Consider the following 26,817-nt stretch of genomic DNA (forward strand, 5'->3'; position numbering starts at 1 on the left):
ATGAATACCGCCAACCGCAAGCCCTTACCCGGTACGCAACTGGATTACTTCGACGCCCGCGCGGCAGTCGATGCGATCCAGCCCGGCGCCTACGACAAGCTGCCGTACACCTCGCGCGTGTTGGCGGAAAACCTGGTGCGCCGCTGCGAGCCGGCCACGCTGGCCGATTCGCTGAAACAACTGATCGAACGCAAACGCGACCTGGATTTCCCGTGGTTCCCGGCGCGCGTGGTGTGCCACGACATCCTTGGCCAGACTGCACTGGTGGATCTGGCTGGCCTGCGCGATGCGATTGCCGAGCAAGGCGGCGATCCGGCCAAAGTGAATCCAGTGGTGCCGGTACAATTGATCGTCGACCACTCGCTGGCCGTTGAATGCGGCGGCTTCGACCCGCAGGCATTCGAGAAAAACCGCGCCATCGAAGATCGCCGCAATGAAGACCGTTTCGACTTCATCAACTGGACCAAGCTGGCGTTCAAGAACGTCGACGTGATCCCGCCCGGCAACGGCATCATGCACCAGATCAATCTGGAACGGATGTCGCCGGTAATTGGCGTGTTGGATGGCGTGGCCTACCCCGACACCTGTGTTGGCACTGACAGCCACACGCCGCACGTCGATGCACTGGGCGTGATTGCGATTGGTGTTGGCGGCCTGGAAGCCGAAAACGTCATGCTTGGCCGTGCCTCGTGGATGCGCCTGCCGGATATCGTCGGCGTTGAGCTGAGCGGCAAACGCCAGCCCGGCATCACCGCCACCGACGTAGTGCTGGCGATGACCGAATTCCTGCGCAAATCGAAAGTGGTCGGCGCTTATCTGGAATTCTACGGCGAAGGCACCAGCAGCCTGACACTGGGCGACCGCGCCACCATCTCCAATATGGCCCCGGAATACGGCGCAACTGCGGCGATGTTCAGCATTGACCAGCAGACCATCGACTATCTGAAACTCACCGGCCGCAGCGACGAGCAGGTGAAACTGGTCGAGACCTACGCCAAGACTGCCGGCCTGTGGTCGGATAGCCTGCAAAACGCCGAATACGAACGCGTGCTCAAGTTCGACCTGTCGAGCGTGGTACGCAATATGGCCGGCCCATCCAACCCGCATGCCCGCGTTGCCACCAGCGATCTGGCGGCCAAGGGCATCGCAGGCCAATGGACGGAAACACCGGGGCAAATGCCGGACGGCGCGGTGATCATCGCAGCCATCACCAGTTGCACCAACACCAGCAACCCGCGCAACGTGATCGCTGCAGCGCTGCTGGCGCGCAATGCCCACAAACTCGGCCTGACGCGCAAGCCGTGGGTCAAATCGTCGCTGGCGCCGGGTTCGAAAGCAGTCACTTTGTATCTGGAAGAAGCTGGTCTGCTGGGCGATCTGGAAGCCCTTGGCTTTGGCGTGGTGGCATACGCTTGCACCTCGTGCAACGGCATGTCCGGCGCGCTGGATCCGCAGATTCAGCAGGAAATCATTGAGCGCGACCTGTACGCCACTGCGGTGTTGTCGGGCAACCGCAACTTCGACGGCCGTATTCACCCGTATGCGAAGCAGGCTTTCCTCGCTTCGCCACCGCTGGTGGTGGCCTACGCGATTGCCGGCACCATCCGTTTCGATATCGAGCGCGACGTGCTGGCGGTGGTTGATGGCAAGGAAATCCGCTTGAAAGACATCTGGCCGAGCGATGAGGAAATCGACGCCATCGTCAAAGCCAGCGTCAAACCTGAGCAATTCCGCAAGGTGTACGAGCCGATGTTCGCGCTGCAAGCGGATGCCGGCCCCCAGGTCAGCCCCTTGTACGACTGGCGCCCGATGTCGACCTACATCCGCCGCCCGCCGTATTGGGAAGGCGCGCTGGCAGCGCCGCGCACGCTGACCGGCATGCGCCCGCTGGCGGTGCTGCCGGACAACATCACCACCGATCACCTGTCGCCGTCGAACGCCATCATGATGAACTCGGCCGCTGGCGAGTATCTGCACAAGATGGGCCTGCCGGAAGAGGACTTCAACTCTTACGCCACCCACCGCGGCGACCACCTGACGGCGCAACGCGCGACGTTTGCCAACCCGACGCTGAAAAACGAAATGGTGCGCGATGCTGAAGGCAAAGTGAAAGCCGGCTCGCTGGCGCGCGTCGAGCCGGAAGGCAAAGTGATGCGCATGTGGGAAGCGATCGAAACCTATATGGGCCGCAAACAGCCACTGATCATCGTCGCCGGCGCCGACTACGGCCAGGGCAGCTCGCGCGACTGGGCCGCCAAGGGCGTGCGTCTGGCTGGTGTCGAAGCGATTATCGCCGAAGGCTTTGAACGCATCCACCGCACCAACCTGATCGGCATGGGTGTGTTGCCGCTGGAGTTCAAACCCGGCACCACGCGCTTGACGCTGGGCTTGGACGGCACCGAAACCTACGACGTGATCGGCACGCGCAAGCCACGTGCGGATCTGACGTTGGTGGTTCATCGCAAGAACGGCGAACGGCTTGAAGTGCCGGTAACCTGCCGCCTCGACAGCGATGAAGAAGTGTCGATCTACGAAGCCGGTGGCGTGTTGCAGCGCTTTGCACAGGATTTTCTGGAGTCTGCGCAGGCGTGAGCCCCCTCTCCCCCAACCCCTCTGATGAAACCACTGATCATTCGGCTAAGCCAACAAACAACGTTGGTCAAGCTGCTGGTCATCCCGCAAGGGGCGAGGGGAGACAATAGTCCTAGCAAAGGAACAAGGTAATATGCCTCACCCACCCCAAATCAAAATCCCCGCTACCTACATGCGTGGCGGCACCAGCAAAGGCGTGTTCTTCCGTCTGCAGGATCTGCCCGAGCGCTGCCAGCAGGCAGGGCCGGCGCGTGATGCGCTGCTGCTGCGCGTGATCGGCAGCCCTGACCCTTATGGCAAGCAGATCGACGGCATGGGCGGCGCGACGTCGAGCACCAGCAAGACGGTCATCCTGGCCAAGAGCGAGCGGGCCGAGCACGATGTCGATTACCTGTTCGGCCAGGTCTCGATCGACAAGGCCTTTGTCGACTGGAGCGGTAACTGCGGCAACCTCTCGGCGGCGGTCGGCGCTTTCGCCATCAGCGCCGGGCTGGTCGATGCCGCCCGCATTCCGCACACCGGCCACTGCACCGTGCGCATCTGGCAGGCCAATATCGGCAAGACCATCATCGCCCACGTGCCGCTCGTCAACGGCGAAGTGCAGGAAACCGGCGACTTCGAGCTCGACGGCGTGACCTTCCCGGCGGCCGAGGTGCAGCTTGAATTCCTCGACCCGGCCGATGAAGGAGAAGGCGATGGCGGCGGTTCGATGTTCCCTAGCTGCAATCTGGTCGATGACCTGGAAGTAGCGGGCGTCGGCACGCTCAAGGTGACGATGATCAACGCCGGCATCCCGACCATTTTCGTCAACGCCGACGCTATCGGCTACAACGGCACCGAGCTGCAGGACGCCATCAACGGCGATGCCAAGGCACTGGCGATGTTCGAAACCATCCGCGCTCACGGTGCGTTGCGCATGGGCTTGATCAAGAGTCTGGACGAAGCGGCCAGCCGTCAGCACACGCCGAAAATTGCCTTTGTCGCGCCCCCCCAGAGCTACGCCGCATCGAGCGGCAAGCAGGTTGCCGCAAGCGATGTCGATCTGCTGGTACGCGCGCTGTCGATGGGCAAGCTGCACCACGCGATGATGGGCACAGCGGCCGTGGCTATCGGCACCGCCGCCGCGATCCCCGGCACGCTGGTCAACCTGGCGGCCGGCGGCGGCCCACGCAACGCGGTGCGCTTTGGCCACCCGTCGGGCACCTTGCGGGTGGGCGCCGAGGCGGCGCAGGTCGGCGGCGAATGGCGCGTGACCAAGGCCATCATGAGCCGCAGCGCGCGCGTGTTGATGGAAGGCTGGGTGCGCGTGCCGGGGGATTCATTCTAGCGCGCTGTCCCGCCCCTGTGCTGGCCGTCAACACAGGCCAGCCGGGCCTTTTGGCCTGTGCGAGCAAAAAATGACATCTGGTTTTCTTGTGCTAACCTGTCCCTATCCGAACCGGCAGGATTCGGAATATGGCCTAAACGGAACAAGGAGACCGGGTGGTGCAGGATTCGATTTGGGTGAAGACGGCAGCAGGCCAGCTCGCGCTGCAGGAGCGGGGCCGCTGCCCGGAGTTGACGGGACGTTTACGTAATCTGCTGCTACAGGTCGACGGCAAGCGCAATGGCGCCGAATTGACTGCCCTGGCAGCCTCGTTGGGCTGTGCGGACGGCGTGTTGGCGCGCCTGGCGGAGCTCGGCCTGGCAGAAGCAATCGGTGCGGCGGCGGCCGTCGCGTTGGCAGCCCCGACGCCAGCTGTGCCAGCCGAGGTACCTGCAGCCGCGCCCAGCGCAGAAACGGAAGCCGCCGCCATCGACAAGGATGCCGCCTTCAAGCGCTTTCTGGCGGCCACCGAGATGATGAACAAGGCCGTGAGTCAGTACCTCGGCCTGAAGGCAGTGTTCTTCACCCTGAAAATCGAACGCTGCAGCAACGCCATGGAATTGAAAGCCTTGCTGGACGAGCTCCACAAGGCGATTGCCAAGGCCAAGACCCCGTTCATCGCGGACCGCGTGATTGAAGACATTCGCGAGGTGTTGCAATGAGCGCCTGAAATGGAGAAAGGTAGTCTGGATGTCCGCCCATGCCTCGAGCGCCCGCCCCGATCCGGATCAAGTCCTGATCGACATCGCCGACTATGTCGTCGACACGCCGATCGGGTCGGACGAGGCCTACCACACGGCCCGCCTCTGCCTGATCGACACGCTGGGCTGCGGGCTCGAAGCGCTGGACTACCCAGCCTGCACCAGGCTGCTCGGGCCGATCGTGGCGGACACGCGGGTACCGAACGGCGCCCGGGTTCCCGGCACGCGCTTCCAGCTCGACCCGGTACAGGCTGCCTTCAACATCGGCGCGATGATTCGCTGGCTCGATTTCAACGATACCTGGCTCGCCGCCGAATGGGGGCATCCCTCCGATAACCTCGGCGGCATTCTCGCTACCGCGGACTGGCTGAGCCGCATCCGCGTCGCCAAGGGCGAGCCACCGCTCACTATGCGCGACGTGCTGACCGCGATGATCAAGGCGCACGAGATCCAGGGCTGCCTGGCGCTCGAGAACAGCTTCAACCGCGCCGGCCTCGACCATGTGGTGCTCGTCAAGGTCGCCTCGGCCGCCGTGTGCTGCCGACTGATGGGCGGCAACCGCGAGCAGATCATCGATGCCGTGTCTCAGGCCTTCGTCGATGGCCAGCCGCTGCGCACCTACCGCCACGCGCCGAACACTGGCTCGCGCAAGAGCTGGGCCGCGGCGGATGCCACCAGCCGGGCCGTGCGCCTGGCGCTGTTCACGATGAAGGGCGAGATGGGCTATCCGTCGGTGCTCACCGCCCGGACCTGGGGCTTCTACGATGTGCTGTTCAAGGGCAGCGCATTCCGGTTCCAGCGGCCCTACGGCAGCTATGTGATGGAGAACATCCTGTTCAAGCTCAGCTTTCCGGCCGAGTTTCACGCCCAGACAGCCGTCGAATGCGCGATCAGGCTACATCCACAGGTGCAGGGCCGGCTCGACGAAGTCGAAAGAATCATCATCACGACGCAGGAATCGGCGATCCGCATCATCGACAAGAAAGGCCCGCTCGCCAACCCGGCGGACCGCGATCATTGCATCCAGTACATGACGGCCATCGGCCTGATCCAGGGCCGCCTCAGCGCGGCCGACTACGAGGATACAGCCGCCGCCGATCCGCGCATCGACATGCTGCGCGACAGGATGATCTGCGTCGAGAACCCGGCCTATACCCAGGATTATCTCGACCCCGACAAGCGCTCGATCGCCAATGCAGTGCAGGTATTTTTCCGCGACGGCAGCAAGACCGCGAACATCGAGGTCGAGTATCCAATCGGCCATCGGCGCCGCCGCGACGAAGGCATGCCCGTGCTGCAGGCCAAGTTCGAGGCCAATCTCGCCCGCCGCCTGCCCGCCGCACGGCAGCAGGCGATCGTTGCACTCACGGCGGACCAGGCAAGGCTGGAGGCCACGCCGGTCAACGAATTCGTCGACCTGTTCGTGCCCTGACGGCACGGACGAGGATCGCCAGACAGTTTTTTGTTGGAAGCTCCAACGGCATTGACCCGGCCCCGGCCGGGTTTTTTTTGACCCGGCCCACAAGCAAAACGGGCGCACAGCGCGCCCGTCTTTACAGCCATCGCCAATACAGGCTTAGATCGTTTCCAGCGCCAGCAGCTCGTCCACCATCTGGCGGCGGCGGATCAGCCTGTCCTGCTCGCCATCGACCAGCACCTCGGCGATCAAGGGCCGCGTGTTGTAGTTGGACGACATGCTCGCGCCATAGGCGCCGGTATTGTGGATCACCAGCACATCGCCGACCTGCGCGCGCGGCAGGGCACGCGGCGTGACCACGCCGCCGTCGCCCTGGGTGAACACATCGCCCGATTCGCACAAGGGGCCGGCGATCACGCACTCACCGAGCGGGCGCTCGCCGCCATCGTGCGCGATCAGGCTCATGCCGTGGTAGCTGCCGTACATGGCCGGGCGCATCAGCTCGCTGAAGCCTGCATCCACCAGCACGAAATGGTTGGCACCGGCTTGCTTGGTCGCGCGCACCTCGGTCAGCAGGCAGCCCGATTCGGCCACCAGGTAGCGCCCCGGCTCGATTTCCAGCGACAGCGGGTGGCCGACGATGGCAGCGGCCTCGCGCCGCGCGGCGTCCCACAGGCCGAAATAATGTTCGGTGTCGATGCTGGCGTCGCCCTCGCGGTAAGGAATCGACAGGCCGCCGCCCGCCGAGATCGCGTGCAGATCATGCCCCGCGGCCTTGGTCTGGCGCACCAGCGCCACCATCGCGCCGCACACCTGGCTCAGGTGGCCGTAATCCACGCCCGAACCGATGTGCATGTGCAGGCCCATCAGCTGCAAGCCATGCTGGTGGATCGCATCGAGGGCGGCGCCCAGGTCGGTGTGCCAGATGCCGTGCTTGCTGTGCTCGCCTCCGGTGTTGGTCTTGTTGCTGTGGCCGTGGCCAAAGCCTGGATTGATGCGCAGCCACACCTTGTGGCCGCGCGACGCGGCGCCGAGCTGGTGCAGCATGTCGATGGAGCCGGCGTTGACGGTGACGCCCTGCTCCACCACGGTGTCCAGCGTGGCGCGGTCGAACAGGTCGGCGGTGAACACGATGCCCGGTGCATCGCCCGCCGCGTCGAAGCCGGCCGCCAGTGCGCGCAGGATCTCGCCGCGCGACACGGCATCGACCTTCACGCCCTGCTCGCGCATCAGGCGCAGGATGTGGGTGTTGGAACAGGCCTTCTGCGCAAAGCGGACGATGTCGAAGCGCTTGAGGTCGGCCACGCGCTGGCGGATCACGGCGGCATCGTAGATCCACAATGGTGTGCCATAACGGTTGGCGAGATCGGCGAGGCGGGCTGGAGCGATAGAAGGCATGAGCAGGTCCTGTGTTTGATTGCCATGCATGATGCGCCCGCGATAGCATGCCGTCCAATGCAGATTTTTATATTATTCATTCATATTTGATATGACAGAAACGATTACCCACCGACTCATCGATGTATTCCGCGCCGTCATGAGCACCGGCAACGTGACCGAGGCCGCGCGGCTGATGAACAGCTCGCAGCCCACGCTGAGCCGCGAGCTGGCCAGGCTGGAGCAGGTGCTCGGCTACGCGCTGTTCACCCGCAGCAAGGGCCGCCTGCAGCCGACCACGCAGGGCCTGAGCCTGTACGACGAGGTGCAGCGCAGCTATCAGGGCCTCGATCAGGTGATCAGCACGGCCCGCCAGCTGGGGCGCGGCGAGCAGGGGCAGTTGAGCATCCTCAGCCTACCCGCCCTCACCCATGCCCTGCTGCCGGCCGCCAGCGCGCATTTTCTTGCGGCCCACCCCGGCGTACAGCTTTCCGTCACCCCACAGGAGTCCCCCCTGCTGGAGGCATGGCTCAGCGGCCAGCGCTTCGACCTTGGCCTCACCGAGCACCACGACACCCCACCCGGCACCGAGCTGGAGCCCTTGCTGCTAGCCGACGAGGTGTGCGTGCTGCCGGCCGGCCACCCGCTGTTGGCCAGGCCCGTGCTGACCCCGGCGGACTTCGCGGAGCAGCCTTTCATCAGCCTCTCCGCCGACGACCCCTACCGCGTGGAGCTGGATCAGGCCTTCGCGCAGCACGGCGTCCAGCGCCGCATGCGCATGGAGACCCACAGCGCCGTGGCGATCTGCGCCATGGTGTGCGAAGGCATCGGCCTCTCCATCATCAATCCGCTTACGGCGCTGGCCTTCGCCGGCGAGCGCCTGCAACTGCGACGCTTCAGCATCTCGATCCCCTACCGGGTAGGCGTGGTGCGCCCCTTGCACCGGCCCGGCAACCCCTGGCTGGCGCACTATGTCGCCGCGCTGCAGGATAGCGCGGCAGCGATCAAGTCCCGCCTCGGCTGAGCCATGGCGCCCGGCCACATCGCCTTGGGCCGGTCACGAATGAGGTCAGCGCCAGTCAATCCGGGAGATGCGCATTGACATCGATCAATTAAGCCGACGTGAAATACATTACAATGCCGGCCATGACTTACCGCACCGCACAAATTACCGGAACCGACTGTTTTCATTGCGGGCTGCCGGTGCCAGCCGGTGCGGACTACCCGATACGCCACCAGGGCCAGCAGCACGCAGCCTGTTGCGCAGGCTGCCAGGCCGTGGCGCAGACCATCGTCGACAGCGGGCTCGGCGATTACTACAAGCACCGCGCGGGTGCCGCCGACAAGGCCACCCCGCTGCCAACCGAAATCCTCGAGCAGATACGGCTCTATGACTCGCCGGAAATCCAGAAGAGTTTCGTGCGCACCGAATCGGGCGATATCCGCGAGGCCGCGCTGATTCTCGAAGGCATCACCTGTGCGGCCTGCGTGTGGCTCAACGAGCGGCACCTGACACGGCTGGTAGGCGTACTGTCGGTCGACATCAACTACACCACGCACCGCGCGCTGGTGCGCTGGGACGACAGCCAGGTCAAGCTGAGCCGCATCCTGCAGGCCGTCGCCGACATCGGCTACCACGCCCACCCGTTCGATGCTGCACGGCAAGACCAGCTGGCGCAGAAGGAACGCAAGCAGGCGCTGATCCGGCTGTATCTCGCCGGCCTGTCGATGATGCAGGTGATGATGTATGCGGTGCCGGTGTACATGGCGCACGGCGACATGAGTGCCGAATCGGAGCAGATACTGCGCTGGGCCAGCCTGGTGCTCACGCTGCCGGTGATCCTGTATTCCTCGCTGCCGTTCTACAAAGGCACGCTCAAGGACATCAAGGCCGGCCGCGCCGGCATGGACGTGCCGGTCGCCATCGGCGTTCTCACGGCCTTCCTGGCCAGTGTGTGGGCAACGGTCAGTGGCACCGGCGAGGTCTATTTCGACTCGGTGTCGATGTTCGTGTTCCTGCTGCTGGGCGGCCGCTATCTCGAGATGATCGCGCGGCGCAAGGCGGGTGCGGCGGTCGAGCAGCTGGTGAAGCTGATACCGGCCTTCGCGCACCGGCTCCCCCATTATCCGCAAAGTCGCGAGGCGCATGAGGCCGCGGTCGCCACCCTATCCTGCGGCGACGTGCTGCTGGTCAAACCCGGCGAAACCATTCCGATCGACTCGACGGTGATTGAAGGCAGCAGCGGTGTCGACGAATCGTTGCTGTCCGGCGAGAGCCGCGCCATCGCCAAGCAGGTCGGCGACCCGGTCATCGGCGGTGCCGTCAATATCGACGGCCCGCTCGTCGTACGGGTCGACAAGACAGGGCAGGACACGGCGCTGTCGGCCATTGTGCGCCTGCTCGACCGCGCCATGGCCGAGAAGCCGCGCCTGGCCCAGCTCGCGGACCGGGTGTCGGCCTGGTTCGTCACGGCGCTGCTGCTGGTGGCCGCGCTCACTTTTGCCGGCTGGTATCTGCACGATGCCCACCGCGCGCTGTGGATCACCGTCTCGGTGCTGGTCATCAGCTGCCCCTGCGCGCTCTCGCTGGCCACGCCGGCTGCACTGGCCGCCGCCACCGGCCGCCTCACCCAGCTCGGCATGCTGGTGGCACGCGGCCATGCGCTGGAGACCCTGGCCGGTGTCACCCACGTGGTATTCGACAAGACCGGTACGCTGACCTATGGCCGCATGCGCCTGCTCGACATCCTGCCGCTCGGCGGGCTTGATGCCGCGATGGCGCTTGAACGGGCGGCCCGGCTGGAACAGGGCTCCCCCCATCCGATCGCGAAGGCGCTGTTCGATGCAGTCGGCAAGCCAGACCTTCCCGCCGCCGACGCGCTCGGCAGCGAAACCGGCATGGGTATCGAAGGCGTCATCGCGGGCGAGCCGCACCGGCTCGGTCGTGCCGCCTATGTAGCGCAACTGGTCGGCCAGCCGCTGCCCGCCATGCCGGCCGACTGGCATGCGGATGCGAGCCATGTCTACCTCGGTCAACCCGGCTGCTGGCTGGCCGTTATAGCGATCGGGGACGATGTTCGCCCCGAGGCACCCGCGCTGCTCCAGCGGCTCCGTGCGACCGGCCAGCAGCTTGTGATGCTGAGTGGCGACCGCGAACAGGCAGTCCATGCGCTGGCCCAGCGGCTTGGTATCGATGACGCCCGTGCAGCGCTGACGCCTGGCGACAAGCTGGCAGCCGTACAGGCGCTCCAGCAAAGCGGTGCGGTGGTTGCCATGCTGGGGGACGGGGTCAACGACGCCCCGGTGCTTGCCAGCGCACAGGTCTCGATTGCCTTGGGCAGCGGCACCGATGTGGCCCGGGCAAGCGCCGACATGGTGTTGATGAACAACCAGCTGCCGGTCGTCGCCGACGCGCTCGATATCGCCCGGCGCTGCCGCGCCATCATCCGGCAGAACCTATGGTGGGCGTTATGCTACAACCTGGTCGCCCTGCCGCTCGCGATCACCGGTCTGATCACGCCATGGCTCGCAAGCATCGGCATGGCAGGCAGCTCGCTACTGGTGGTCGGCAATGCCTTGCGGCTGCTCGGCCCGCGGACTCGATAGCCGGCAGAAACTTATGGAAATCCTATACTTACTCATTCCGCTCAGCGTGGTACTAGTTCTCGTGATCGCGGCATTGTTCTGGTGGACGATTGACAATGGCCAGTTTGACGACCTCGAAGGCCCCGCGCATCGCGTCATCATGGACGACGACAGCCCGGAAACCAAGCCCGAGCAAGACAGTTAATGTATAATCGCATGTTTATGTTGCGTCGCACATACATTGCTGCAACGCCACAGTTCTGGCACCCCCTTTGACTCAAGTCAAGAATTCAAGGGATTCGTCACGCTAGCATTACCCACATTCCCGCCTCCGGGGAATGTGCGCACCTTTTCATGCAACACTGGGAGAACTTCATGCAATCGCAGTCCACATACAACTATAAGGTGGTAAGGCAGTTCGCCATCATGGCTGTCATATGGGGTATTGTCGGGATGGCCGTTGGCGTGCTATGCGCGTCGCAGCTGGTCTGGCCGGCCCTGAATTTCGATACACCCTGGCTGACCTATAGCCGCCTCCGCCCGCTGCACACCAATGCGGTGATCTTTGCCTTTGGTGGTTGCGCCCTGTTCGCTACCTCCTACTACGTTGTCCAGCGTACCTGTCACACCCGTCTGTTCGCGGAAAAGCTTGCCGCGTTCACGTTCTGGGGCTGGCAACTGGTCATCCTGCTGGCCGCGATCTCGCTGCCGCTCGGCTACACCACGTCCAAGGAATATGCCGAACTCGAATGGCCGATCGACATTCTGATCACCATCGTCTGGGTGTCTTACGCCATCGTGTTCTTCGGCACGATCGCCACGCGCAAGGTCAAGCACATCTATGTCGCGAACTGGTTCTACGGCGGTTTCATCCTGACGGTGGCCCTGCTGCACGTGGTCAACAGCGCCGAGCTGCCCGTTTCCTGGACATCAATGAAATCCTACTCCGCCTACGCCGGCGCCGCTGACGCGATGGTGCAATGGTGGTACGGCCACAACGCGGTAGGCTTCTTCCTGACTGCAGGCTTCCTGGGCATGATGTACTACTTCGTACCGAAGCAGGTCGGCCGTCCGGTTTACTCGTATCGCCTGTCGGTGGTTCACTTCTGGGCGCTGATCTTCACCTATATGTGGGCGGGCCCGCACCACCTGCATTACACCGCTCTGCCCGACTGGACCCAGTCCGTCGGCATGGTGTTCTCGCTGATCCTGCTCGCACCGAGCTGGGGCGGCATGATCAACGGCATCATGACCCTGTCCGGCGCGTGGCACAAACTGCGCACCGACCCGATCCTGAAGTTCCTGGTCACCGCATTGTCCTTCTACGGCATGTCGACCTTCGAAGGTCCGATGATGTCGATCAAGACCGTCAACGCGCTGTCGCACTACACCGACTGGACCATCGGCCACGTTCACTCCGGCGCACTGGGCTGGGTGGCAATGATCTCCATCGGCTCGATCTACTACCTGATCCCGCGCCTGTTCGGCCGCGAGCAGATGTACTCGATCAAGCTGATCGAAACCCACTTCTGGATGGCCACCATCGGCACCGTGCTGTACATCGCCGCCATGTGGATTTCCGGCGTGATGGAAGGCCTGATGTGGCGCGCGGTCAACCCGGACGGCACCCTGACCTACTCGTTCGCGCAGGTCGTGGCCGCCAAGTATCCATACCTGACCATCCGCTTCCTGGGTGGCGCGCTGTTCCTGTCCGGCATGGTCGTCATGCTGTACAACGTGCTCAAGACCGCGGCCCAAGGCAAGGCAGTGGAAGCCTCGATCCCGGCTCCCGTTGCACATGCCCACGCTTAAGTCGGAAAGAGAAGCATCATGGAAAAAGTACAAAAACTGATTGAAGAAAACACGTTCGCGCTGATCGTCTTCACCCTGATCGTCGTCAGCTTCGCCGGCCTGGTGGAAATCGTTCCACTGTTCTTCCAGAAGTCGACCACGCAACCGATCGAGGGCGTCAAGCCCTACCCGGCGCTGCAACTGGCTGGCCGCGACATCTACATCCGTGAAGGCTGTGTCGGCTGCCACTCGCAGATGGTGCGTCCGTTCCGTGCAGAAACCGAGCGCTATGGCCACTACTCGGTGGCTGGCGAGTCGGTATACGACCACCCCTTCCTGTGGGGCTCGAAGCGTACTGGCCCGGACCTGGCTCGCGTCGGCGGCCGTTACTCGGACGAATGGCACCGCACTCACCTGAACAATCCGCGTGACGTCGTGCCCGAATCGAACATGCCTGCCTTCCCATGGCTTGCCCGCAACCAGGTCGATGCAGACAGCCTGCCGGCCAAGATGCAGACACTGCGCAAGCTCGGCGTACCCTACACCGATGACGACATCAAGGGTGCCGTCGACGCCGCCAAGGGCAAGACTGAAATGGACGCGCTGATCGCCTACCTGCAAGGTCTGGGCCTGGCGCTGAAAAACAAGAGGTAATAGGTAATGACGATCACCGATCTGCGCGTTGCTGTCACAGTCGTTTCTTTCATCGTGTTCCTGGGCATCGTCGTATGGGCCATGGCACGCAGCAAGAAGGATCTCGACGAGGCGGCCAATGTCCCCTTCATGGAAGACGACGCACCTCTGGCCGACAAAAGGCAGGACGCCTGATCGGCGGCCGAATAGCGGAGCAATCAAATGAGTGATTTCGTAAGCAGTTTCTGGAGTATCTGGATCACGGCGATCGTGGTCGGCGGCATCGTGTGGCTTGCCTACCTGCTGGTGTCGCAACGTAGCACCCGCGTGGCACCTGGCGAGAAGGTCGAGACGCTGGGCCATGTCTGGGATGGCGATCTCGAGGAGTACAACAACCCGCTGCCGCGCTGGTGGATGGGCCTGTTCGTGCTCACGCTGGTGTTCGGCGTAGTCTACCTCGCGCTCTACCCGGGCCTCGGCACCTGGCAAGGTCTGAACAAGTGGACCTCGCAAGGCCAGTACGAAGCCGAGCGCAGCAAGGCTGAAGCCAAGTACAACGCCATCTACGACAAGTACCTGAAGATGGACGTGAAGGCCGTAGCAGCAGACCCGGAGGCCAAGCAGATGGGCCAGCGCCTGTTCCAGACCTACTGCATGCAGTGCCACGGCGCCGATGCGAAGGGCAACAAGGGCTTCCCCAACCTGACCGATAGCGACTGGCTGTATGGCGGCGCCCCGGAGAAGATTGGCGAAACCATCAGCGGTGGCCGCAAGGGCGCCATGCCGGCCTTCGGCGCGGCACTCGGTGAAGACGGCGTGAAGGATGTGGCCAACTATGTGTTGTCGCTGTCCGGCCGTGATCACAACGAAGACCGTGCGCTGCGCGGCAAGGAAACCTTCACCACCATCTGCGCGGCCTGCCACGGCGCTGACGGCAAGGGCAACCAGGCAGTCGGTGCCCCCAACCTGACCGACAAGACCTGGCTCTATGGCGGTTCGGAAAAGACCATCGTCGAAACCATCACCAATGGCCGCAACGGCGTGATGCCCAACTGGAAGGAATTCCTGGGCGATGCCAAGGTCCATGTACTGGCTTCCTACGTTTACGGCCTGTCCAACCAGGCTGACGCTGCCAAGTAATATCCCCTCAAGTGCAGGCTCCGGCCTGCCTCACCGCCGTTCGCATCAGCGAACGGCGGTACCAGCCGCCTCGCAAGGCGGTCTCCCGGCCCCGCGCCCCCATCTGGTGCTCGCAACAGGAAACTGAAAATGGGCGACAGTCTCAAGAAAATACCCGTCAAGGTCATCGCATCAAACACCCCTGAAGCCGCCGAGGTTCAGGATCTCTACGAAGTCCGCAAGAAAATCTACCCGCGTTACATATCAGGCCTGTTCAACAACTGGCGTATCGCGATGGTCGTCATCACCCAGCTGTTCTTCTACGGCGTCCCTTGGTTGCAATGGAATGGCCGCCAGGCGATGTTGTTCGACCTGGTCAACCGCAAGTTCTACATCTTTGGCTACGTATTCTGGCCGCAGGATTTTGCCCTGCTGGCAGGCCTGCTGGTGCTGTGCGCGTTCGGCCTGTTCTGGTGGACGGCAATCGCCGGCCGGCTCTGGTGCGGCTACGCCTGTCCGCAAACGGTCTACACCGAGATATTCCTGTGGATCGAGAACTGGGTCGAAGGTGACCGCAACAAACGCATGAAGCTCGACGCGGCGCCCAACTCATTCACCAAATTCAGGCTCAAGGCCACCAAGCATGGCCTGTGGCTGCTGCTGTCGTTCTGGACCGGCTTCACCTTCGTCGGTTTCTACACGCCGATCCAATCGCTGTGGAACGAGCTGATCTCGTTCTCGCTGGGCCCATGGGAGGCCTTCTGGGTCGGCTTCTATGGCTTCGCCACCTATGGCAACGCAGGCTTTATGCGCGAGCAGGTGTGCAAGTACATGTGCCCCTACGCGCGCTTCCAGAGCGTGATGTTCGACCGCGACACGCTGGTCATCTCCTATGACACGGAACGCGGCGAGCCGCGTGGTTCGCGCGGCAAGAAGGTCGACCACAAGGCCGAAGGTATGGGTGACTGCATCAACTGCAGCATCTGCGTCCAGGTCTGCCCGACCGGTATCGACATCCGCGAAGGGCTACAGTACGAGTGCATCGGCTGTGCAGCCTGTATCGACGCCTGTGATCAGGTGATGGACAAGATGGGCTACCAGCGCGGCCTGATCCGCTACACCACGGAGAACGCACTGGAGCACAAGTACGAGGAGAGCCAGTTCCTGCGTCGCCTGTTGCGCCCCCGCGTGATGGTCTATACGGTGCTGCTGGCGGTCATCTCGGCGGCCATGATCGCGACACTCGCCCTGCGCGTACCGCTCAAGCTCAATGTCACGCGCGACCGCGCCACGCTGGTACGGGAAACGGATGACGGGCTGCTGGAAAACCTCTACCAGCTGCAGATCATCAATACCGACGAGAAGGCACACACCTACCAGATTTCGGCTACCGGGCTCACCGGGCTGAAGCTGATTGCCGACACCCGCGTCAGCGTACCGGCCGGCAGCGCCTTCAACGTACCCGCCAACATCCAGGTCGATCCGGCCGATATCGGCCGCGGCACCAAGCAGGTCACGTTCAAGGTCGAAGCGGTGGACGACGCCAAGGTCGCCATCGAACACACGACCAGTTTCATCACCCGTTAACGGCTGGCCGGCGGAACCAAGCCACCGGCCAACTGTCGAGAAATACATGAATCGCAAGAAGCAAGATAAACCCTGGTATCGCTACAACGGCCCCTGGCTGTTGATGGCGGGTCCGGCCGTCGTCGTCGTCGCCGGTTTCCTGACAGCCTGGCTGGCGGTCAAAAGCGACGATGGCCTCGTCACGGACGACTATTACAAGCAGGGCAAGGAAATCAACCTCGATCTGGCCCGCGATACGGCAGCGAGCAAGCTTGGTGCACGTGCGCACGTCATGCTTGGCGACAACGATCGCGAGCTACGCCTGACTCTGGATGGCAACGATGCACTGCAGAGGCCAAGGCAGCTTGGCTTACGTCTGATGCACCCGACGCGAGCCGGGCTGGATCAGACCCTGCCGCTCGCCAGCCTGGGCGGCAACCTCTACCAGGCACAGTTGCCACAGGCCATCCATGGCCGTTGGTATATCAGCGTCGAGGCGGTGGAGCAGAAATGGCGCTTGACAGGCAAGTGGGATACCGACAAAGATAAAGCAATTATTCTAAAAGCGGCGGCAAATCAATAGGCTGGCTGGATGCTCAAGGGGTTGCCGTCGTTGATATTCACCAGAGGAGAAGTCAATGCGTAAGGCAATATCGATTTTGTGGCCGTCGTTCCTGGTCGCCGGGATCATGACCTCGCTGTTCTTCACGTTCGTGGATCCAGCCGATCTGGTCGTCTTTGGCACATCGCTGGCGCGATATCGCATGGCAACCTACTCCCTCGGTTTCTTCGTCTTCTGGCTGTTTGCCGCCGGCGACAGCTGGCTGACCCTGTTCTTCCAGAAAGACGCGGACTCGGTGAATCTTTACTGCCCGATCAAGCCCGCACACAACAAGCGCCTCTCTCAGCCCTAACGAGTAGCGTCAACAATCAAAAACGCCGACCATTGGTCGGCGTTTTTGATTTGATCCGGTAATCGTTAGCTGCCGGCGCAGCCATTCAGCGTGGCCTTAAGCCCGCCAACATCGAGCACCTCGACATACTTGTTCTGGACCTTGAGCAATCCCTCGTCCTGGAAGCGCGAGAAAATCCGGCTCACGGTTTCGAGCTTGAGGCCAAGGAAGCTGCCAATCTCCTCGCGGGTCATGCGCAGGTAAAAACCCGTGGCAGAATAACCCCGAATGGAAAAACGCTGGGACAGGTTCAGCAGGAAGGCGGCCAACCGCTCTTCTGCCTTCATATTGCCGAGCAGCATCATCACGCCATGATCGCGCACAATCTCGCGGCTCATTACCTTATACAGATGATGCTGAAGCACAGGCACCTGGCGGCACAATTCCTCCAGGCGATTGAATGGAATCTCGCAGATTTCACTGTCTTCGAGTGCAACGGCATTGCAGGTGTGGCGTTCGGTGCTGATCGCATCGAGCCCGATCAGCTCGCCCGACATCTGAAAACCCGTCACCTGCTCGCGCCCGTCTTCCGCCAGCACCGTGGTCTTGAAGAAACCCGTGCGCACCGCATATAGCGAGCGGAACGGCTCGCCGGCACGATACAGCGGCTCGCCTTTCTTTACCCTCACACCCAGGCTGATCAGCTTTTCCAGCTGGCTCATCTCGTCATGCGACAGACCCAACGGCAGGCACAACTCACGTAACGAACACGAGGAACAAGCAACTTTCAACTGCTTGAAGGAGACTTCCCGGATCGGAACGACGGAGGCACCAGACATGATTCACCAAGCAGTTACAAACAGCCTACTATGACATGGATTTTGACCCAAATCAAACCAACACGGGGCTTGCGCTGGCATGATGGGCCGCACCAGTAAAGCGAATAGCCGATATGCAAACTTCCTCCCCCCTGCTGGCCCCTGTCTCGGATTTTGATCATGTCGAGGTCGATCTGGACTTGATCCGTCGTCTCGATCGTAATGGCCCGAGGTATACCTCATACCCAACGGCAGACCGTTTCGTCGAGGCATTCAACGCGCAGACCTATACCAGCTGGCTCAGGGATCGCAATATCGGCGCCATCTCGCGCCCGTTGTCACTGTACTTCCACATTCCATTCTGCAACACCATCTGCTACTACTGCGCTTGCAACAAGGTCATCACCAAGGATCGAGCCCGCTCGGCCAAGTATGTGAAATACCTGATTCAGGAAATGGCCATGCATGCGCAATTGCTCGGCAACGACCGGCGTGTCGAGCAACTGCACTGGGGTGGCGGCACGCCGACCTTCCTGCCGCACGACCAGATCGCCGAACTGATGCAGGCCACGCGCGAGCATTTCCAGCTGATCGACGACGGCGAGTATTCGATCGAGATCGACCCGCGCAAGGTGGATCACGAAACCGTCGCCCTGCTCGGCAAGCAAGGCTTCAACCGCATGAGCATCGGCGTGCAGGACTTCGACCACGATGTACAGGTAGCCGTCAACCGCGTGCAGTCCGAGGAAGAAACGCTCGGCGTCATGCAAGCCGCACGCGACAACGGCTTCAAATCGATCAGCATGGACCTGATCTACGGCCTGCCCAAGCAGACCCTGGCATCGTTCTCACAGACGCTCGACAAGGTCATCGCGGCCGCCCCCGATCGCCTGTCGATCTACAGCTATGCCCACCTGCCCCAGCTGTTCAAGCCGCAACGGCGTATCAACGTGGTGGAATTGCCGACGGCGCAATCCAAGCTCGACATACTGAAACTCGCCATCGGCAAGCTTACCGATGCAGGCTACGTCTACATCGGCATGGATCACTTCGCCAAGCCGGATGACGAGCTGGCCATCGCGCAGCGGCAAGGCCGCCTGCACCGCAATTTTCAGGGCTACTCCACCCACGCCGACTGCGATCTGGTAGCCATGGGCATCTCGGCCATCGGCAAGATCGGCCCGACCTACAGCCAGAATTTCCGCACACTGGATGAGTACTACGATTGCCTCGACCGTAACGAGTTGCCGATCATGCGCGGCATCGAGCTCACCGCGGACGATCTGCTGCGCCGGGCGATCATCCAGGCATTGATGTGTCATTTCGAGATTTCGATCGAATCGCTCGAAGTCGCCTATCTCGTCGACTTCAATCGCTACTTCACCGCTGAGATCGAGCTGCTGCGTGACTATGAACGCGAAGGCCTGTTGACGCTGGCCGATGGCTGGCTCACGGTCACCCCCAAGGGGCGGCTGCTGATTCGCACCATCTGCATGGTCTTCGACAAGTACCTGCGCCACGATCAGGAACGCCAGCGCTACTCGAAGGTAATCTGATCCCTGTTACAAACAGGCGGGCACGTTTGCGACGGCGATAGTGCCCATAAATCTTGCTGGCATTGCCGATAGCAGGTATCTGCGACCTCGGCAGGCTGGTATCCTGTGGCGATGTTAGAGGTCAGCTTTCTTTCCCTGTTCTTGGCGGGTCTGCTTGGTGGCGTGCACTGCATCGGCATGTGCGGCGGCCTGGTCAGCGCACTGAGCCTGCAACTGCCTCCGGGGCGCGCGCGCTGGCCTTTCCTGCTGGCCTATAACCTGGCCCGGCTCAGCAGCTACGCGCTGGCAGGCATGCTGGCGGGGCTGGCCGGGTCCGCGAGCGGGCTATTCCAGCACCTGCTGCCGGTGAGCCTGGTGCTTTACCTGCTGGCAAGCCTGCTGCTGATCGGGCTCGGGCTCTATCTGGCCGGGCTGTCGAATGCAATTTCCTGGCTGGAACGCCCAGGCAAACGGCTTTGGCGCCATCTCAACCCTGTGCTGACCAAACTGCTGCCCGTGCGCTCGCTCGGCCAAGCCTGGTTGGTAGGCATGCTCTGGGGCTGGCTGCCATGCGGGCTGGTCTATACGGCGCTGGTGTCCGCCCTCGCCAGCGGTGCCCCGCTCAAGGGGGCGGGTATCATGCTGTGTTTCGGTGCCGGCACCCTGCCCAACCTGCTAGCTATGGGTGTCACCGCACAAAAACTGTCTACCTTCACACGCAAGCCGCTGGTACGCAAGATTGCCGGCCTGACCGTGGCGGGGTTCGGCTTCGTCGGCGTAGCCCGCGTCGTGCTTGCGGGCATCTGAGCCTGGGCGTGATGTCGTCTATTGGTGCTTCTGCAAGAGGCACACGGCTTCCGCGGCGATGCCCTCGCCACGCCCGGTGAACCCCAGCCGCTCGGTCGTCTTGGCCTTGACGTTGACCTCGTCGGGCAAGAGCCCCAGATCATCGGCAATATTGGCAACCATCTGCGGAATATGCGGGGCCATTTTTGGTGCCTGTGCAATGATGGTCGCGTCGATATTGGCCACGCGATAACCCTTGTCGTGGACCAGCTTCCAGGTTTCCCGCAGCAGCACACGACTGTCCTCACCCTTGAAGCGGGGGTCGGTATCAGGGAAATGCCTGCCGATATCACCCAGCGCCGCCGCCCCGATCAGTGCATCGGTGATCGCGTGCAGCAGCACATCCGCGTCGGAGTGGCCAAGCAATCCCTTCTCGTATGGGATGTCGACACCACCGATGATCAGGCGGCGCCCCTCGACCAGTGCGTGAACATCGAATCCTTGCCCAATTCTCATCATTGCTCGCTTTTCAAGATCAGCTCTGCCAAAGGCAGATCGGAGGAATAGGTAACTTTCAGGTTGCGTGGGCTGCCCTTGACCAGGCGCGGTTGCCAGCCCAACCGTTCGAGGGCGGAGGCCTCGTCTGTGATGCCTGGGCCGCAATCGCGCTCCAGCGCTTCGTGCAGCAGGCCAAAACGCAGCATCTGCGGCGTTTGCGCCTGCCACAGCATGTCGCGCGGCACCGTCTCGGCAATATGTGCACCATCGGTGGTACGCTTGAGGGTGTCGGCCACCGGTATCGCCAGGATGCCGCCCACCTCGTCGTCTTCGAGCTCGATCATCATGTCCACCAATAGGCGTGCGCCAAGGCAAGGTCTGGCGGCGTCATGCACCAGCACCCAATCCTGCCAGTCAAATTCGCCGGCGAGCGCACGCAAGCCATTGCGCACCGATTCCGCCCTGCTGTCGCCGCCACAGCGCAGCACACGCAGGCGGCTGCCGGCAAACCGCCAGTCATGGGCATCGAAATAGCTGTCGTCGGCGCTCAATACGACCGCCACGCAGTCGATGTCCGCATTCTCGATGAAGCGGCGCACGGTGTGCATAATGATCGGCTCACCAGCCAGATCGAGATATTGCTTGGGCAGGCTTCCGCCCATGCGCGAGCCGCTGCCTGCCGCCGGCAGCAAGGCCACACGGCGCACCTCAGCTGGCATCGGCCGGCTCCGTCGTGCTGATGAGCTGACGCCAGGTGCACGTGCCCTTCACGGCCTTGTCGAGGTCGCCCAGGTAAGCATCGTGCGCCGCCAGCTCTGCCTCGCTTGCACGCACCACCCTCAGCGGCCGGCTGCGTTCAGCCTTGAAGGTCAGCGCCTGGGCCGGCGTGTTGTCGACGATGTCCATCACCAGGCTCTCCTGGCCGCGGGTCATCGCGAGATAGACATCGGAGAGCAGTTCGCAGTCGATCAACGCGCCGTGCAATGTCCGCGCCGAGCGGTCGATCTCGAAGCGATCGCACAGCGCATCGAGGTTGTTGCGCTTGCCCGGAAACATCTCCTTGGCCATGACCAGCGTATCGATGACGCCGGCGACATGGTCCTGCATCTTGCCCAGCCCGAGCTTGCCCAGCTCGGCGTTCAGAAAGCCGATGTCAAATGCCGCGTTGTGAATGATCAGCTCGGCACCGCGGACGAACTCGAGAAAATCCTGGGCAATCTCGGCGAACTTGGGCTTGTCCGACAGAAACTCGGTCGTCAGGCCGTGCACCTGCAGGGCGGCTTCATCGCTGTCGCGGCCCGGGTTCATGAAGCTATGGTAGTGGCGATCCGGCGTAGATAGCTTGCGGTTGATCATCTCCACACCGGCAATTTCGATGATGCGATGACCCTGTTGCGGATCCAGGCCGGTGGTTTCGGTATCGAGGATGATTTGTCTCATGATGCCCTTATCGTGCTGCTTCTACACCGCGATTCGCGAGCTGGTCGGCCCGTTCGTTGAATTCATGCCCGGCGTGACCCTTGACCCAGCGCCAGTCGATCTTGTGCTGGCTTTGCGCCTGATCCAGGCGCTGCCATAAGTCTGCATTCTTGACCGGCTGGTTCTGGCTGGTCTTCCAGCCCTTTTTCTTCCAGCCGTGTATCCACTCGCTGATGCCCTTCTGCACATATTGCGAGTCGGTATACAGCGTGACCGTGCATGGCCGTTTCAGCGCGTTGAGCGCCTCGATCACCGCAAGCAGCTCCATACGGTTATTGGTGGTCATCGGCTCGCCGCCAAAGAGCTCCTTCTCCTGCGCCCCATAGCGCAGCAGCGCCCCCCAGCCACCTGGGCCCGGGTTGCCCTTGCAAGCGCCATCGGTATAGATATCGACTGTGATCTGGTCTGTCATGATGATTTCGACCGCTGCTCGATGGTGCGCGCAGCGGCGCCGACTCCGTTCTTTTCCGCGAGGGCCGCGAGCCTAGCACGCAGCTGGATTTGCTGCCACGCCGGCGTGATCAGCCGCATGCCGCGCACCCGTTTCGTCGCGTGCAGGAAGTACACCCCCCCTGCTACCGGCCACCAGCGCCGGCCGGCCTCTTCGACGAAACAGAAGCGCTCCAGCCAGTGTCGCTGCGAGAATGGCGGGGCATAGCCGGCCAACTGCGTGGTCCGCGCCTCGAAACCAAGCAGTTCGAGCCAATCCTTGATGCGCGGCAGGCTGACAAAGTTGGCAGACCATGGCGCACCATTGCGCCGCGCCCAGTAGCGCTTGGCGCCCCACAGGCTCCAGGGGTTGAAGCCTGCCACCACGAGCTGCCCTTCCGGCACCAGCACGCGCTCCGCTTCGCGCAAGACCTGGTGCGGGTGCTCGCTGGTATCGAGCACATGGGGCAAGACAACCAGATCGACGCTGGATGTCTCCAGCGGCACCTGGGTCGGGTCGCAGCAGAGCTCGGCGCCCACCTCCCGCCCCAGATGGAAATGGTGGGGCATCCGGTTGGCGCGCAGGAAATCGAACTGTGACATACCGATCTGCACCGCGTGGTAGCCGAACAAATTGGCTACCGTGCGATCAAAGTACTCCTGCTCGCGTTCTATGACATACTGACCCAGGGCGGATTGCCACCACTCGTTCCAATCCTGCATCAGTCTTTCCTCTTTGCGATGACAGCCTCAGGCCGAAACACGATGAAGATCATCCCCATCCCAGCGTTTCAAGATAATTATATCTGGCTTTTGAGCGACGGCCCGAATGCCGTCGTGGTGGACCCGGGCGACGCCGAGCCAGTCATGCACCACCTGGAAGATCAGGGGCTGTCGCTGACGGCGATCCTGCTGACCCACCATCATGCCGATCACGTCGGTGGGGTGGCCAAGCTGTTGTCGTGCAGGCCCGTGCCGGTATTCGGACCGCTGGGCAGCCCCTATCCGGGCATCACGCACCCACTGTCCGACGGCGAGCGGATCGCGGTCCCGGGCCTGGCTTGTGAGCTGTCGGTCATGGCCGTGCCGGGCCATACGCTCGACCATATCGCCTACTATGGCGATGGCCGGCTGTTCTGCGGCGATACCCTGTTTGCCTGCGGTTGCGGCCGCCTGTTCGAAGGCAGCCCGGAGCAGATGCACGTTTCGCTGTCGCGCCTGGCCGCGCTCCCCGGGCCGACCGAGGTATATTGCACCCACGAATATACGCTGTCGAACCAACGTTTCGCCCTGGCCGTCGAGCCAGACAATCTCGATCTGCAACAGCGCCACGCGGCGGACAGCGCGCGCCGCGACAAAGGCGAAGCCACGCTGCCGAGCAGCATCGAGCTGGAACATCGCACCAACCCCTTCCTGCGGGCCTCGCTCGAGTCGGTCAGACAGGCAGCGGAGCAGCATGCCGGCCACCCACTACCCGACGCCTGTAGCGTATTTGCAACACTGCGCGCCTGGAAGGATGGGTTCCGCGGTTGACCGGCGCCCAGGCAGCGCGGCTATATATTTCATCAACAATATATATCCCGGCACTTTTCTTTTTCCAACGAGTCACTTAGCCCGTTTTTTCATCGCCAGGCCCACACACATCCCATTAATTTGATTACGCTTTTTGACAGCGCAGAGTCGGCCCCGGTAAAATTGCACGTTTGACACGCCTTACAGCAGCCGACCGAATGAAGAAACTGCCGTTCCTGGTTCTTACCGTCTTCGGATTGGGTGCTTCCGCCCCGCTCTTTGCGGCGGAAACGCGTTTCACGCCGCCAGATTCCCCGCAAACAGCGCCCCAGCCCGGCATATCGCAGGAAGCCGCCATCCCCGCACAGGTGGAGCCGGCAGCCGACGCGGACGACAACACCGCTGAGCCGGACCGGCTGACCCCCAATCTGCTCGCTGACGTGGATCTCTGGGAGCGGATGCGCATGGGATTCAGCATTCCGAATCTCGATTCGCCCCAGGTACGCGAATATGAGCAGTATTACGCCAACCGCCCGGAATCGCTGTATCGCATGGTCGAACGCGCGCAGCGCTACCTGTATCACATCGTCAACGAGCTCGAACGCCGCGGCATGCCTGTCGACCTGGCGCTGCTGCCGATGATCGAAAGCGCCTTCAATCCCAAGGCCTACTCGCCGGCCCATGCAGCCGGCATCTGGCAGTTCGTGCCTTCCACCGGCAAGAACTACGGCCTCGAACAGACCTGGTGGTATGACGGCCGGCGCGACGTGCTGGCCGCTACCGACGCAGCGCTCGACTATCTGCAGTATCTGTACGGCCTGTTCGGCGACTGGCATCTGGCGCTGGCGGCCTACAACTGGGGAGAAGGCGCCGTCTCGCGGGCACTGGCCAAGAACCGGGCCAGCGGCCTGCCCGAGGACTACCTCGATATCCGCATGCCGGCCGAAACGCAGAACTATGTGCCCAAACTGCTGGCAGTCCGCAACATCTTTGCCAACCCCAAGGCCTACGGTATCAACGTACGCTCGATTCCGAACCGGCCGTATTTCACCGTCGTCAGCGCACCGGTCCACATGGATACCAAGGTGGCGGCGAAGCTGGCGGAAATCCCGGTGGACGAATTCGTGCACCTGAATCCGGCCTTCAACAAGCCAGTCATCGCCTACAAGCCAAGCCGCAAGCTGCTGATCCCCACCGACAAGGCTGACGCATTCAACGAGAATCTGGCCAGCTACGATAAGCCGCTGCTGAGCTGGAAACCCTATAGCACCGCGCGGGGCGAGCGCTACGAGCAGATTGCGGCGAAATTCGGCATCTCGGTCGACAGGCTGCGGGAAATCAACAGCATCGGGCACGTGCGCGTCGCTCGTGGGGAAATGCTGCTGGTCCCCAGCACGGGGGCGGATGAAGACGCCACCCAAAACGTCGCGGCACCGCAGCCAGCCGTACCCACCCTGCCCACCTACGCCAAGCTGGAGCGCATCGACAGCAACCCAGGCACTTACAAGGTCAAGCACGGCGATACCGCGTTCAGTGTGGCCAAGCGCTATCAACTAACCGTTGCCGAGTTGAGCCACCTGAACAAGTTGCGGGCGGGCCACATCACCCCGGGCCAGATGCTCGTGGTAGCCAAGCCCGACACGGTCAAGCCGACAAAGCTGGCCGAGGCTCGCAGTGGCAAGCAGGCGGTGCACAAGGCCGCACAACCAAAAACCACACGCTATGTGGTTCAGCGCGGCGACACGGTATACAGCATCGCCCGCAAGTTCAACGTGGCCGCAGCCGACATTCAGCGCTGGAACAAGCTCGGCAAGCACCTGAACCCAGGCCTGAAGGTAACCTTGTATCTGCCGGACAATAGCTGACATGGCCTGGCGCCACCCCACCCCTCAAGCAAAAACGTAATCATTTGATAATCAAGCAGATTATTCTATATTTTACGTTTTTGGAATTTGTTCTAACTTAATCTTTTTGACTTCAATATGCCGATGAACTAGAATACGTTTAAGTTAGAGTTATCACTCGAATATATTTTGCTTTCCCCTACCCCAGGAATTAGTCTAGGACTGGCCTGGGGCTTTTTTTGCCCGTTTTCGCCAGCCAGGCAGCCAACACGGCAATGCGTCGCCTTTGAGCAGGCGAGGCGGAATCCGGTAAAATCGGGGCATGACCGATCTCCCTACTCCACCAGAACCACCAGAGCCCCCTTTGGATAGCGACTGCTGCGGCAGTGGTTGCGATGTGTGCGTACACGACATGTACACCGCCGAACTCACCGAATACCGCCGCCAGCTGGCCGAGTACCAGCAGCAGATACAGGCCCGGGCCGAAGCCGGCACGGCCGATCCATCCTGAACAGGAAGCACCGACGTGTCCAACTCACGCGCAGTCTATTCGACCGAGCATGGCCGGCTCTGCCCTGGCTGCGGTCACCCCTCGAATGCCTGCACCTGCAAGCAAGCCGCGCCGCCGGCCGGTGATGGCGTCATTCGCGTTCGCCGGGAAACCGGTGGCCGTGGCGGTAAGACGGTGACCACCGCCACCGGCTTCATCATCGACGATGCCACATTGAAGCAGCTGGCGACCGAGCTCAAGCGCAAGTGCGGCACCGGCGGCGCGCTCAAGGAGCGCGTAGTGGAAATCCAGGGCGATCACCGTGAAACGATCAAGGCCGAGCTCGAGAAGCGCGGCTTCACCGTCAAGCTCGCCGGGGGCTAGCC

The 26,817-nt window shown here is 62.3% G+C and carries 27 protein-coding genes; 20 read left to right on the plus strand and 7 right to left on the minus strand.

Going from position 1 to position 26,817, the window contains the following annotated elements; translation table 11 throughout:
- The 4 genes from acnD (at position 1) to ABWL39_RS02845 (ending at position 6,091) form a co-directional block, all read left to right on the plus strand.
- The gene (gene acnD, locus ABWL39_RS02830; protein WP_367786973.1) at positions 1-2,592 is read left to right on the plus strand and encodes a Fe/S-dependent 2-methylisocitrate dehydratase AcnD; all 2,592 of its coding nucleotides are present in this window, start codon (positions 1-3) and stop codon (positions 2,590-2,592) included.
- 133 nt (positions 2,593-2,725) lie between these two features.
- The gene (gene prpF, locus ABWL39_RS02835) at positions 2,726-3,919 is read left to right on the plus strand and encodes a 2-methylaconitate cis-trans isomerase PrpF (protein WP_367786975.1); all 1,194 of its coding nucleotides are present in this window, start codon (positions 2,726-2,728) and stop codon (positions 3,917-3,919) included.
- Between the two features lie 158 nt (positions 3,920-4,077).
- Complete coding sequence (locus ABWL39_RS02840; protein ID WP_367786977.1) at positions 4,078-4,620, plus strand: hypothetical protein; 543 nt, start codon at positions 4,078-4,080, stop codon at positions 4,618-4,620.
- Positions 4,621-4,648: 28 nt separating this feature from the next.
- Complete coding sequence (locus tag ABWL39_RS02845; RefSeq protein WP_367786978.1) at positions 4,649-6,091, plus strand: bifunctional 2-methylcitrate dehydratase/aconitate hydratase; 1,443 nt, start codon at positions 4,649-4,651, stop codon at positions 6,089-6,091.
- A gap of 144 nt (positions 6,092-6,235) precedes the next feature.
- Here the strand turns inward: ABWL39_RS02845 and lysA are convergent, their stop codons facing one another.
- On the minus strand, positions 6,236-7,474 hold the full coding sequence (lysA, locus tag ABWL39_RS02850; RefSeq protein ID WP_367786980.1) for a diaminopimelate decarboxylase: 1,239 nt from the start codon (positions 7,472-7,474) through the stop codon (positions 6,236-6,238).
- A 91-nt stretch (positions 7,475-7,565) separates the two neighbouring features.
- Between lysA and ABWL39_RS02855 the strand changes: the two genes are divergently transcribed.
- The 10 genes from ABWL39_RS02855 to ABWL39_RS02900 all read left to right on the plus strand — a co-directional run bounded on the left by ABWL39_RS02855 (position 7,566) and on the right by ABWL39_RS02900 (position 17,061).
- A complete protein-coding gene (locus tag ABWL39_RS02855) occupies positions 7,566-8,477 on the plus strand; it encodes a LysR family transcriptional regulator (protein ID WP_367786982.1) in 912 nt (303 codons plus the stop codon).
- 122 nt (positions 8,478-8,599) lie between these two features.
- Positions 8,600-11,059: a heavy metal translocating P-type ATPase gene (locus ABWL39_RS02860; RefSeq protein ID WP_367786983.1), complete on the plus strand. Its 2,460-nt coding sequence runs from the start codon at positions 8,600-8,602 to the stop codon at positions 11,057-11,059.
- A 13-nt stretch (positions 11,060-11,072) separates the two neighbouring features.
- On the plus strand, positions 11,073-11,243 hold the full coding sequence (gene ccoS, locus ABWL39_RS02865) for a cbb3-type cytochrome oxidase assembly protein CcoS (protein WP_367786985.1): 171 nt from the start codon (positions 11,073-11,075) through the stop codon (positions 11,241-11,243).
- Between the two features lie 170 nt (positions 11,244-11,413).
- Positions 11,414-12,850: a cytochrome-c oxidase, cbb3-type subunit I gene (gene ccoN / locus ABWL39_RS02870; RefSeq protein WP_367786987.1), complete on the plus strand. Its 1,437-nt coding sequence runs from the start codon at positions 11,414-11,416 to the stop codon at positions 12,848-12,850.
- Positions 12,851-12,868: 18 nt separating this feature from the next.
- Positions 12,869-13,483, plus strand: a complete 615-nt coding sequence (gene ccoO, locus ABWL39_RS02875; RefSeq protein WP_367786989.1) for a cytochrome-c oxidase, cbb3-type subunit II — start codon at positions 12,869-12,871, stop codon at positions 13,481-13,483.
- A 6-nt stretch (positions 13,484-13,489) separates the two neighbouring features.
- Positions 13,490-13,657 carry a cbb3-type cytochrome oxidase subunit 3 gene (locus ABWL39_RS02880; RefSeq protein ID WP_367786991.1) on the plus strand — a complete coding sequence of 56 codons (168 nt, stop codon included), beginning with the start codon at positions 13,490-13,492 and terminating at the stop codon, positions 13,655-13,657.
- Between the two features lie 27 nt (positions 13,658-13,684).
- A complete protein-coding gene (gene ccoP, locus ABWL39_RS02885) occupies positions 13,685-14,602 on the plus strand; it encodes a cytochrome-c oxidase, cbb3-type subunit III (protein WP_367786993.1) in 918 nt (305 codons plus the stop codon).
- Positions 14,603-14,731: 129 nt separating this feature from the next.
- Positions 14,732-16,168: a cytochrome c oxidase accessory protein CcoG gene (gene ccoG / locus ABWL39_RS02890; protein WP_367786995.1), complete on the plus strand. Its 1,437-nt coding sequence runs from the start codon at positions 14,732-14,734 to the stop codon at positions 16,166-16,168.
- Between the two features lie 46 nt (positions 16,169-16,214).
- On the plus strand, positions 16,215-16,730 hold the full coding sequence (locus ABWL39_RS02895; RefSeq protein WP_367786997.1) for a FixH family protein: 516 nt from the start codon (positions 16,215-16,217) through the stop codon (positions 16,728-16,730).
- Between the two features lie 55 nt (positions 16,731-16,785).
- Positions 16,786-17,061, plus strand: a complete 276-nt coding sequence (locus ABWL39_RS02900; protein WP_367786999.1) for a hypothetical protein — start codon at positions 16,786-16,788, stop codon at positions 17,059-17,061.
- A gap of 65 nt (positions 17,062-17,126) precedes the next feature.
- On the opposite strand, the gene fnr is transcribed toward ABWL39_RS02900, so the two are convergent.
- Complete coding sequence (gene fnr / locus ABWL39_RS02905; RefSeq protein WP_367787001.1) at positions 17,127-17,879, minus strand: fumarate/nitrate reduction transcriptional regulator Fnr; 753 nt, start codon at positions 17,877-17,879, stop codon at positions 17,127-17,129.
- Between the two features lie 113 nt (positions 17,880-17,992).
- Between fnr and hemN the strand changes: the two genes are divergently transcribed.
- Both hemN and ABWL39_RS02915 read left to right on the plus strand, forming a co-directional pair.
- Positions 17,993-19,414, plus strand: coding sequence for an oxygen-independent coproporphyrinogen III oxidase (gene hemN, locus ABWL39_RS02910; protein WP_367787002.1), 1,422 nt, complete (start codon positions 17,993-17,995; stop codon positions 19,412-19,414).
- Positions 19,415-19,525: 111 nt separating this feature from the next.
- On the plus strand, positions 19,526-20,200 hold the full coding sequence (locus ABWL39_RS02915) for a sulfite exporter TauE/SafE family protein (protein WP_367787591.1): 675 nt from the start codon (positions 19,526-19,528) through the stop codon (positions 20,198-20,200).
- A gap of 18 nt (positions 20,201-20,218) precedes the next feature.
- Here the strand turns inward: ABWL39_RS02915 and ispF are convergent, their stop codons facing one another.
- The 5 genes from ispF to ABWL39_RS02940 are packed head-to-tail and all read right to left on the minus strand — an operon-like array spanning position 20,219 to position 23,308.
- A complete protein-coding gene (gene ispF / locus ABWL39_RS02920; RefSeq protein WP_367787593.1) occupies positions 20,219-20,695 on the minus strand; it encodes a 2-C-methyl-D-erythritol 2,4-cyclodiphosphate synthase in 477 nt (158 codons plus the stop codon).
- Positions 20,695-21,396: a 2-C-methyl-D-erythritol 4-phosphate cytidylyltransferase gene (gene ispD / locus ABWL39_RS02925; protein WP_367787004.1), complete on the minus strand. Its 702-nt coding sequence runs from the start codon at positions 21,394-21,396 to the stop codon at positions 20,695-20,697. The genes ispF and ispD overlap by 1 nt, the downstream gene beginning before the upstream one ends.
- Positions 21,386-22,117 (minus strand): DNA polymerase III subunit epsilon, encoded by a 732-nt coding sequence (dnaQ, locus tag ABWL39_RS02930; protein WP_367787006.1) that lies wholly within the window; start codon positions 22,115-22,117, stop codon positions 21,386-21,388. The genes ispD and dnaQ overlap by 11 nt, the downstream gene beginning before the upstream one ends.
- A gap of 7 nt (positions 22,118-22,124) precedes the next feature.
- Positions 22,125-22,568, minus strand: a complete 444-nt coding sequence (rnhA, locus tag ABWL39_RS02935; RefSeq protein ID WP_367787008.1) for a ribonuclease HI — start codon at positions 22,566-22,568, stop codon at positions 22,125-22,127.
- Positions 22,565-23,308 (minus strand): methyltransferase domain-containing protein, encoded by a 744-nt coding sequence (locus ABWL39_RS02940; RefSeq protein WP_367787009.1) that lies wholly within the window; start codon positions 23,306-23,308, stop codon positions 22,565-22,567. Before ABWL39_RS02940 ends, rnhA begins: the two co-directional genes overlap by 4 nt.
- Positions 23,309-23,350: 42 nt before the next feature.
- On the opposite strand from ABWL39_RS02940, the gene gloB reads away from it, so the two are divergent.
- The 4 genes from gloB to ABWL39_RS02960 all read left to right on the plus strand — a co-directional run bounded on the left by gloB (position 23,351) and on the right by ABWL39_RS02960 (position 26,815).
- On the plus strand, positions 23,351-24,118 hold the full coding sequence (gene gloB / locus ABWL39_RS02945) for a hydroxyacylglutathione hydrolase (protein ID WP_367787011.1): 768 nt from the start codon (positions 23,351-23,353) through the stop codon (positions 24,116-24,118).
- 197 nt (positions 24,119-24,315) lie between these two features.
- The gene (locus ABWL39_RS02950) at positions 24,316-25,962 is read left to right on the plus strand and encodes a LysM peptidoglycan-binding domain-containing protein (RefSeq protein WP_367787013.1); all 1,647 of its coding nucleotides are present in this window, start codon (positions 24,316-24,318) and stop codon (positions 25,960-25,962) included.
- 301 nt (positions 25,963-26,263) lie between these two features.
- Positions 26,264-26,452: an oxidoreductase-like domain-containing protein gene (locus ABWL39_RS02955; RefSeq protein WP_367787015.1), complete on the plus strand. Its 189-nt coding sequence runs from the start codon at positions 26,264-26,266 to the stop codon at positions 26,450-26,452.
- 15 nt (positions 26,453-26,467) lie between these two features.
- Positions 26,468-26,815: a translation initiation factor Sui1 gene (locus tag ABWL39_RS02960; protein WP_367787017.1), complete on the plus strand. Its 348-nt coding sequence runs from the start codon at positions 26,468-26,470 to the stop codon at positions 26,813-26,815.
- Positions 26,816-26,817: the final 2 nt, after the last annotated feature.

The sequence above is a fragment of the Chitinivorax sp. PXF-14 genome (genome assembly GCF_040812015.1).
Classification (GTDB): domain Bacteria; phylum Pseudomonadota; class Gammaproteobacteria; order Burkholderiales; family SCOH01; genus JBFNXJ01.

Bases quoted from the DNA above. Each gene is read 5' to 3' on its own strand.
- acnD (WP_367786973.1), top strand. From the start codon at position 1: ATGAATACCGCCAACCGCAAGCCCTTACCCGGTACGCAACTGGATTAC.
- prpF (WP_367786975.1), top strand. From the start codon at position 2,726: ATGCCTCACCCACCCCAAATCAAAATCCCCGCTACCTACATGCGTGGC.
- ABWL39_RS02845 (WP_367786978.1), top strand. From the start codon at position 4,649: ATGTCCGCCCATGCCTCGAGCGCCCGCCCCGATCCGGATCAAGTCCTG.
- lysA (WP_367786980.1), bottom strand. From the start codon at position 7,474: ATGCCTTCTATCGCTCCAGCCCGCCTCGCCGATCTCGCCAACCGTTAT.
- ABWL39_RS02855 (WP_367786982.1), top strand. From the start codon at position 7,566: ATGACAGAAACGATTACCCACCGACTCATCGATGTATTCCGCGCCGTC.
- ABWL39_RS02860 (WP_367786983.1), top strand. From the start codon at position 8,600: ATGACTTACCGCACCGCACAAATTACCGGAACCGACTGTTTTCATTGC.
- ccoS (WP_367786985.1), top strand. From the start codon at position 11,073: ATGGAAATCCTATACTTACTCATTCCGCTCAGCGTGGTACTAGTTCTC.
- ccoN (WP_367786987.1), top strand. From the start codon at position 11,414: ATGCAATCGCAGTCCACATACAACTATAAGGTGGTAAGGCAGTTCGCC.
- ccoO (WP_367786989.1), top strand. From the start codon at position 12,869: ATGGAAAAAGTACAAAAACTGATTGAAGAAAACACGTTCGCGCTGATC.
- ABWL39_RS02880 (WP_367786991.1), top strand. From the start codon at position 13,490: ATGACGATCACCGATCTGCGCGTTGCTGTCACAGTCGTTTCTTTCATC.
- ccoP (WP_367786993.1), top strand. From the start codon at position 13,685: ATGAGTGATTTCGTAAGCAGTTTCTGGAGTATCTGGATCACGGCGATC.
- ccoG (WP_367786995.1), top strand. From the start codon at position 14,732: ATGGGCGACAGTCTCAAGAAAATACCCGTCAAGGTCATCGCATCAAAC.
- ABWL39_RS02895 (WP_367786997.1), top strand. From the start codon at position 16,215: ATGAATCGCAAGAAGCAAGATAAACCCTGGTATCGCTACAACGGCCCC.
- ABWL39_RS02900 (WP_367786999.1), top strand. From the start codon at position 16,786: ATGCGTAAGGCAATATCGATTTTGTGGCCGTCGTTCCTGGTCGCCGGG.
- fnr (WP_367787001.1), bottom strand. From the start codon at position 17,879: ATGTCTGGTGCCTCCGTCGTTCCGATCCGGGAAGTCTCCTTCAAGCAG.
- hemN (WP_367787002.1), top strand. From the start codon at position 17,993: ATGCAAACTTCCTCCCCCCTGCTGGCCCCTGTCTCGGATTTTGATCAT.
- ABWL39_RS02915 (WP_367787591.1), top strand. From the start codon at position 19,526: ATGTTAGAGGTCAGCTTTCTTTCCCTGTTCTTGGCGGGTCTGCTTGGT.
- ispF (WP_367787593.1), bottom strand. From the start codon at position 20,695: ATGAGAATTGGGCAAGGATTCGATGTTCACGCACTGGTCGAGGGGCGC.
- ispD (WP_367787004.1), bottom strand. From the start codon at position 21,396: ATGCCAGCTGAGGTGCGCCGTGTGGCCTTGCTGCCGGCGGCAGGCAGC.
- dnaQ (WP_367787006.1), bottom strand. From the start codon at position 22,117: ATGAGACAAATCATCCTCGATACCGAAACCACCGGCCTGGATCCGCAA.
- rnhA (WP_367787008.1), bottom strand. From the start codon at position 22,568: ATGACAGACCAGATCACAGTCGATATCTATACCGATGGCGCTTGCAAG.
- ABWL39_RS02940 (WP_367787009.1), bottom strand. From the start codon at position 23,308: ATGCAGGATTGGAACGAGTGGTGGCAATCCGCCCTGGGTCAGTATGTC.
- gloB (WP_367787011.1), top strand. From the start codon at position 23,351: ATGAAGATCATCCCCATCCCAGCGTTTCAAGATAATTATATCTGGCTT.
- ABWL39_RS02950 (WP_367787013.1), top strand. From the start codon at position 24,316: ATGAAGAAACTGCCGTTCCTGGTTCTTACCGTCTTCGGATTGGGTGCT.
- ABWL39_RS02955 (WP_367787015.1), top strand. From the start codon at position 26,264: ATGACCGATCTCCCTACTCCACCAGAACCACCAGAGCCCCCTTTGGAT.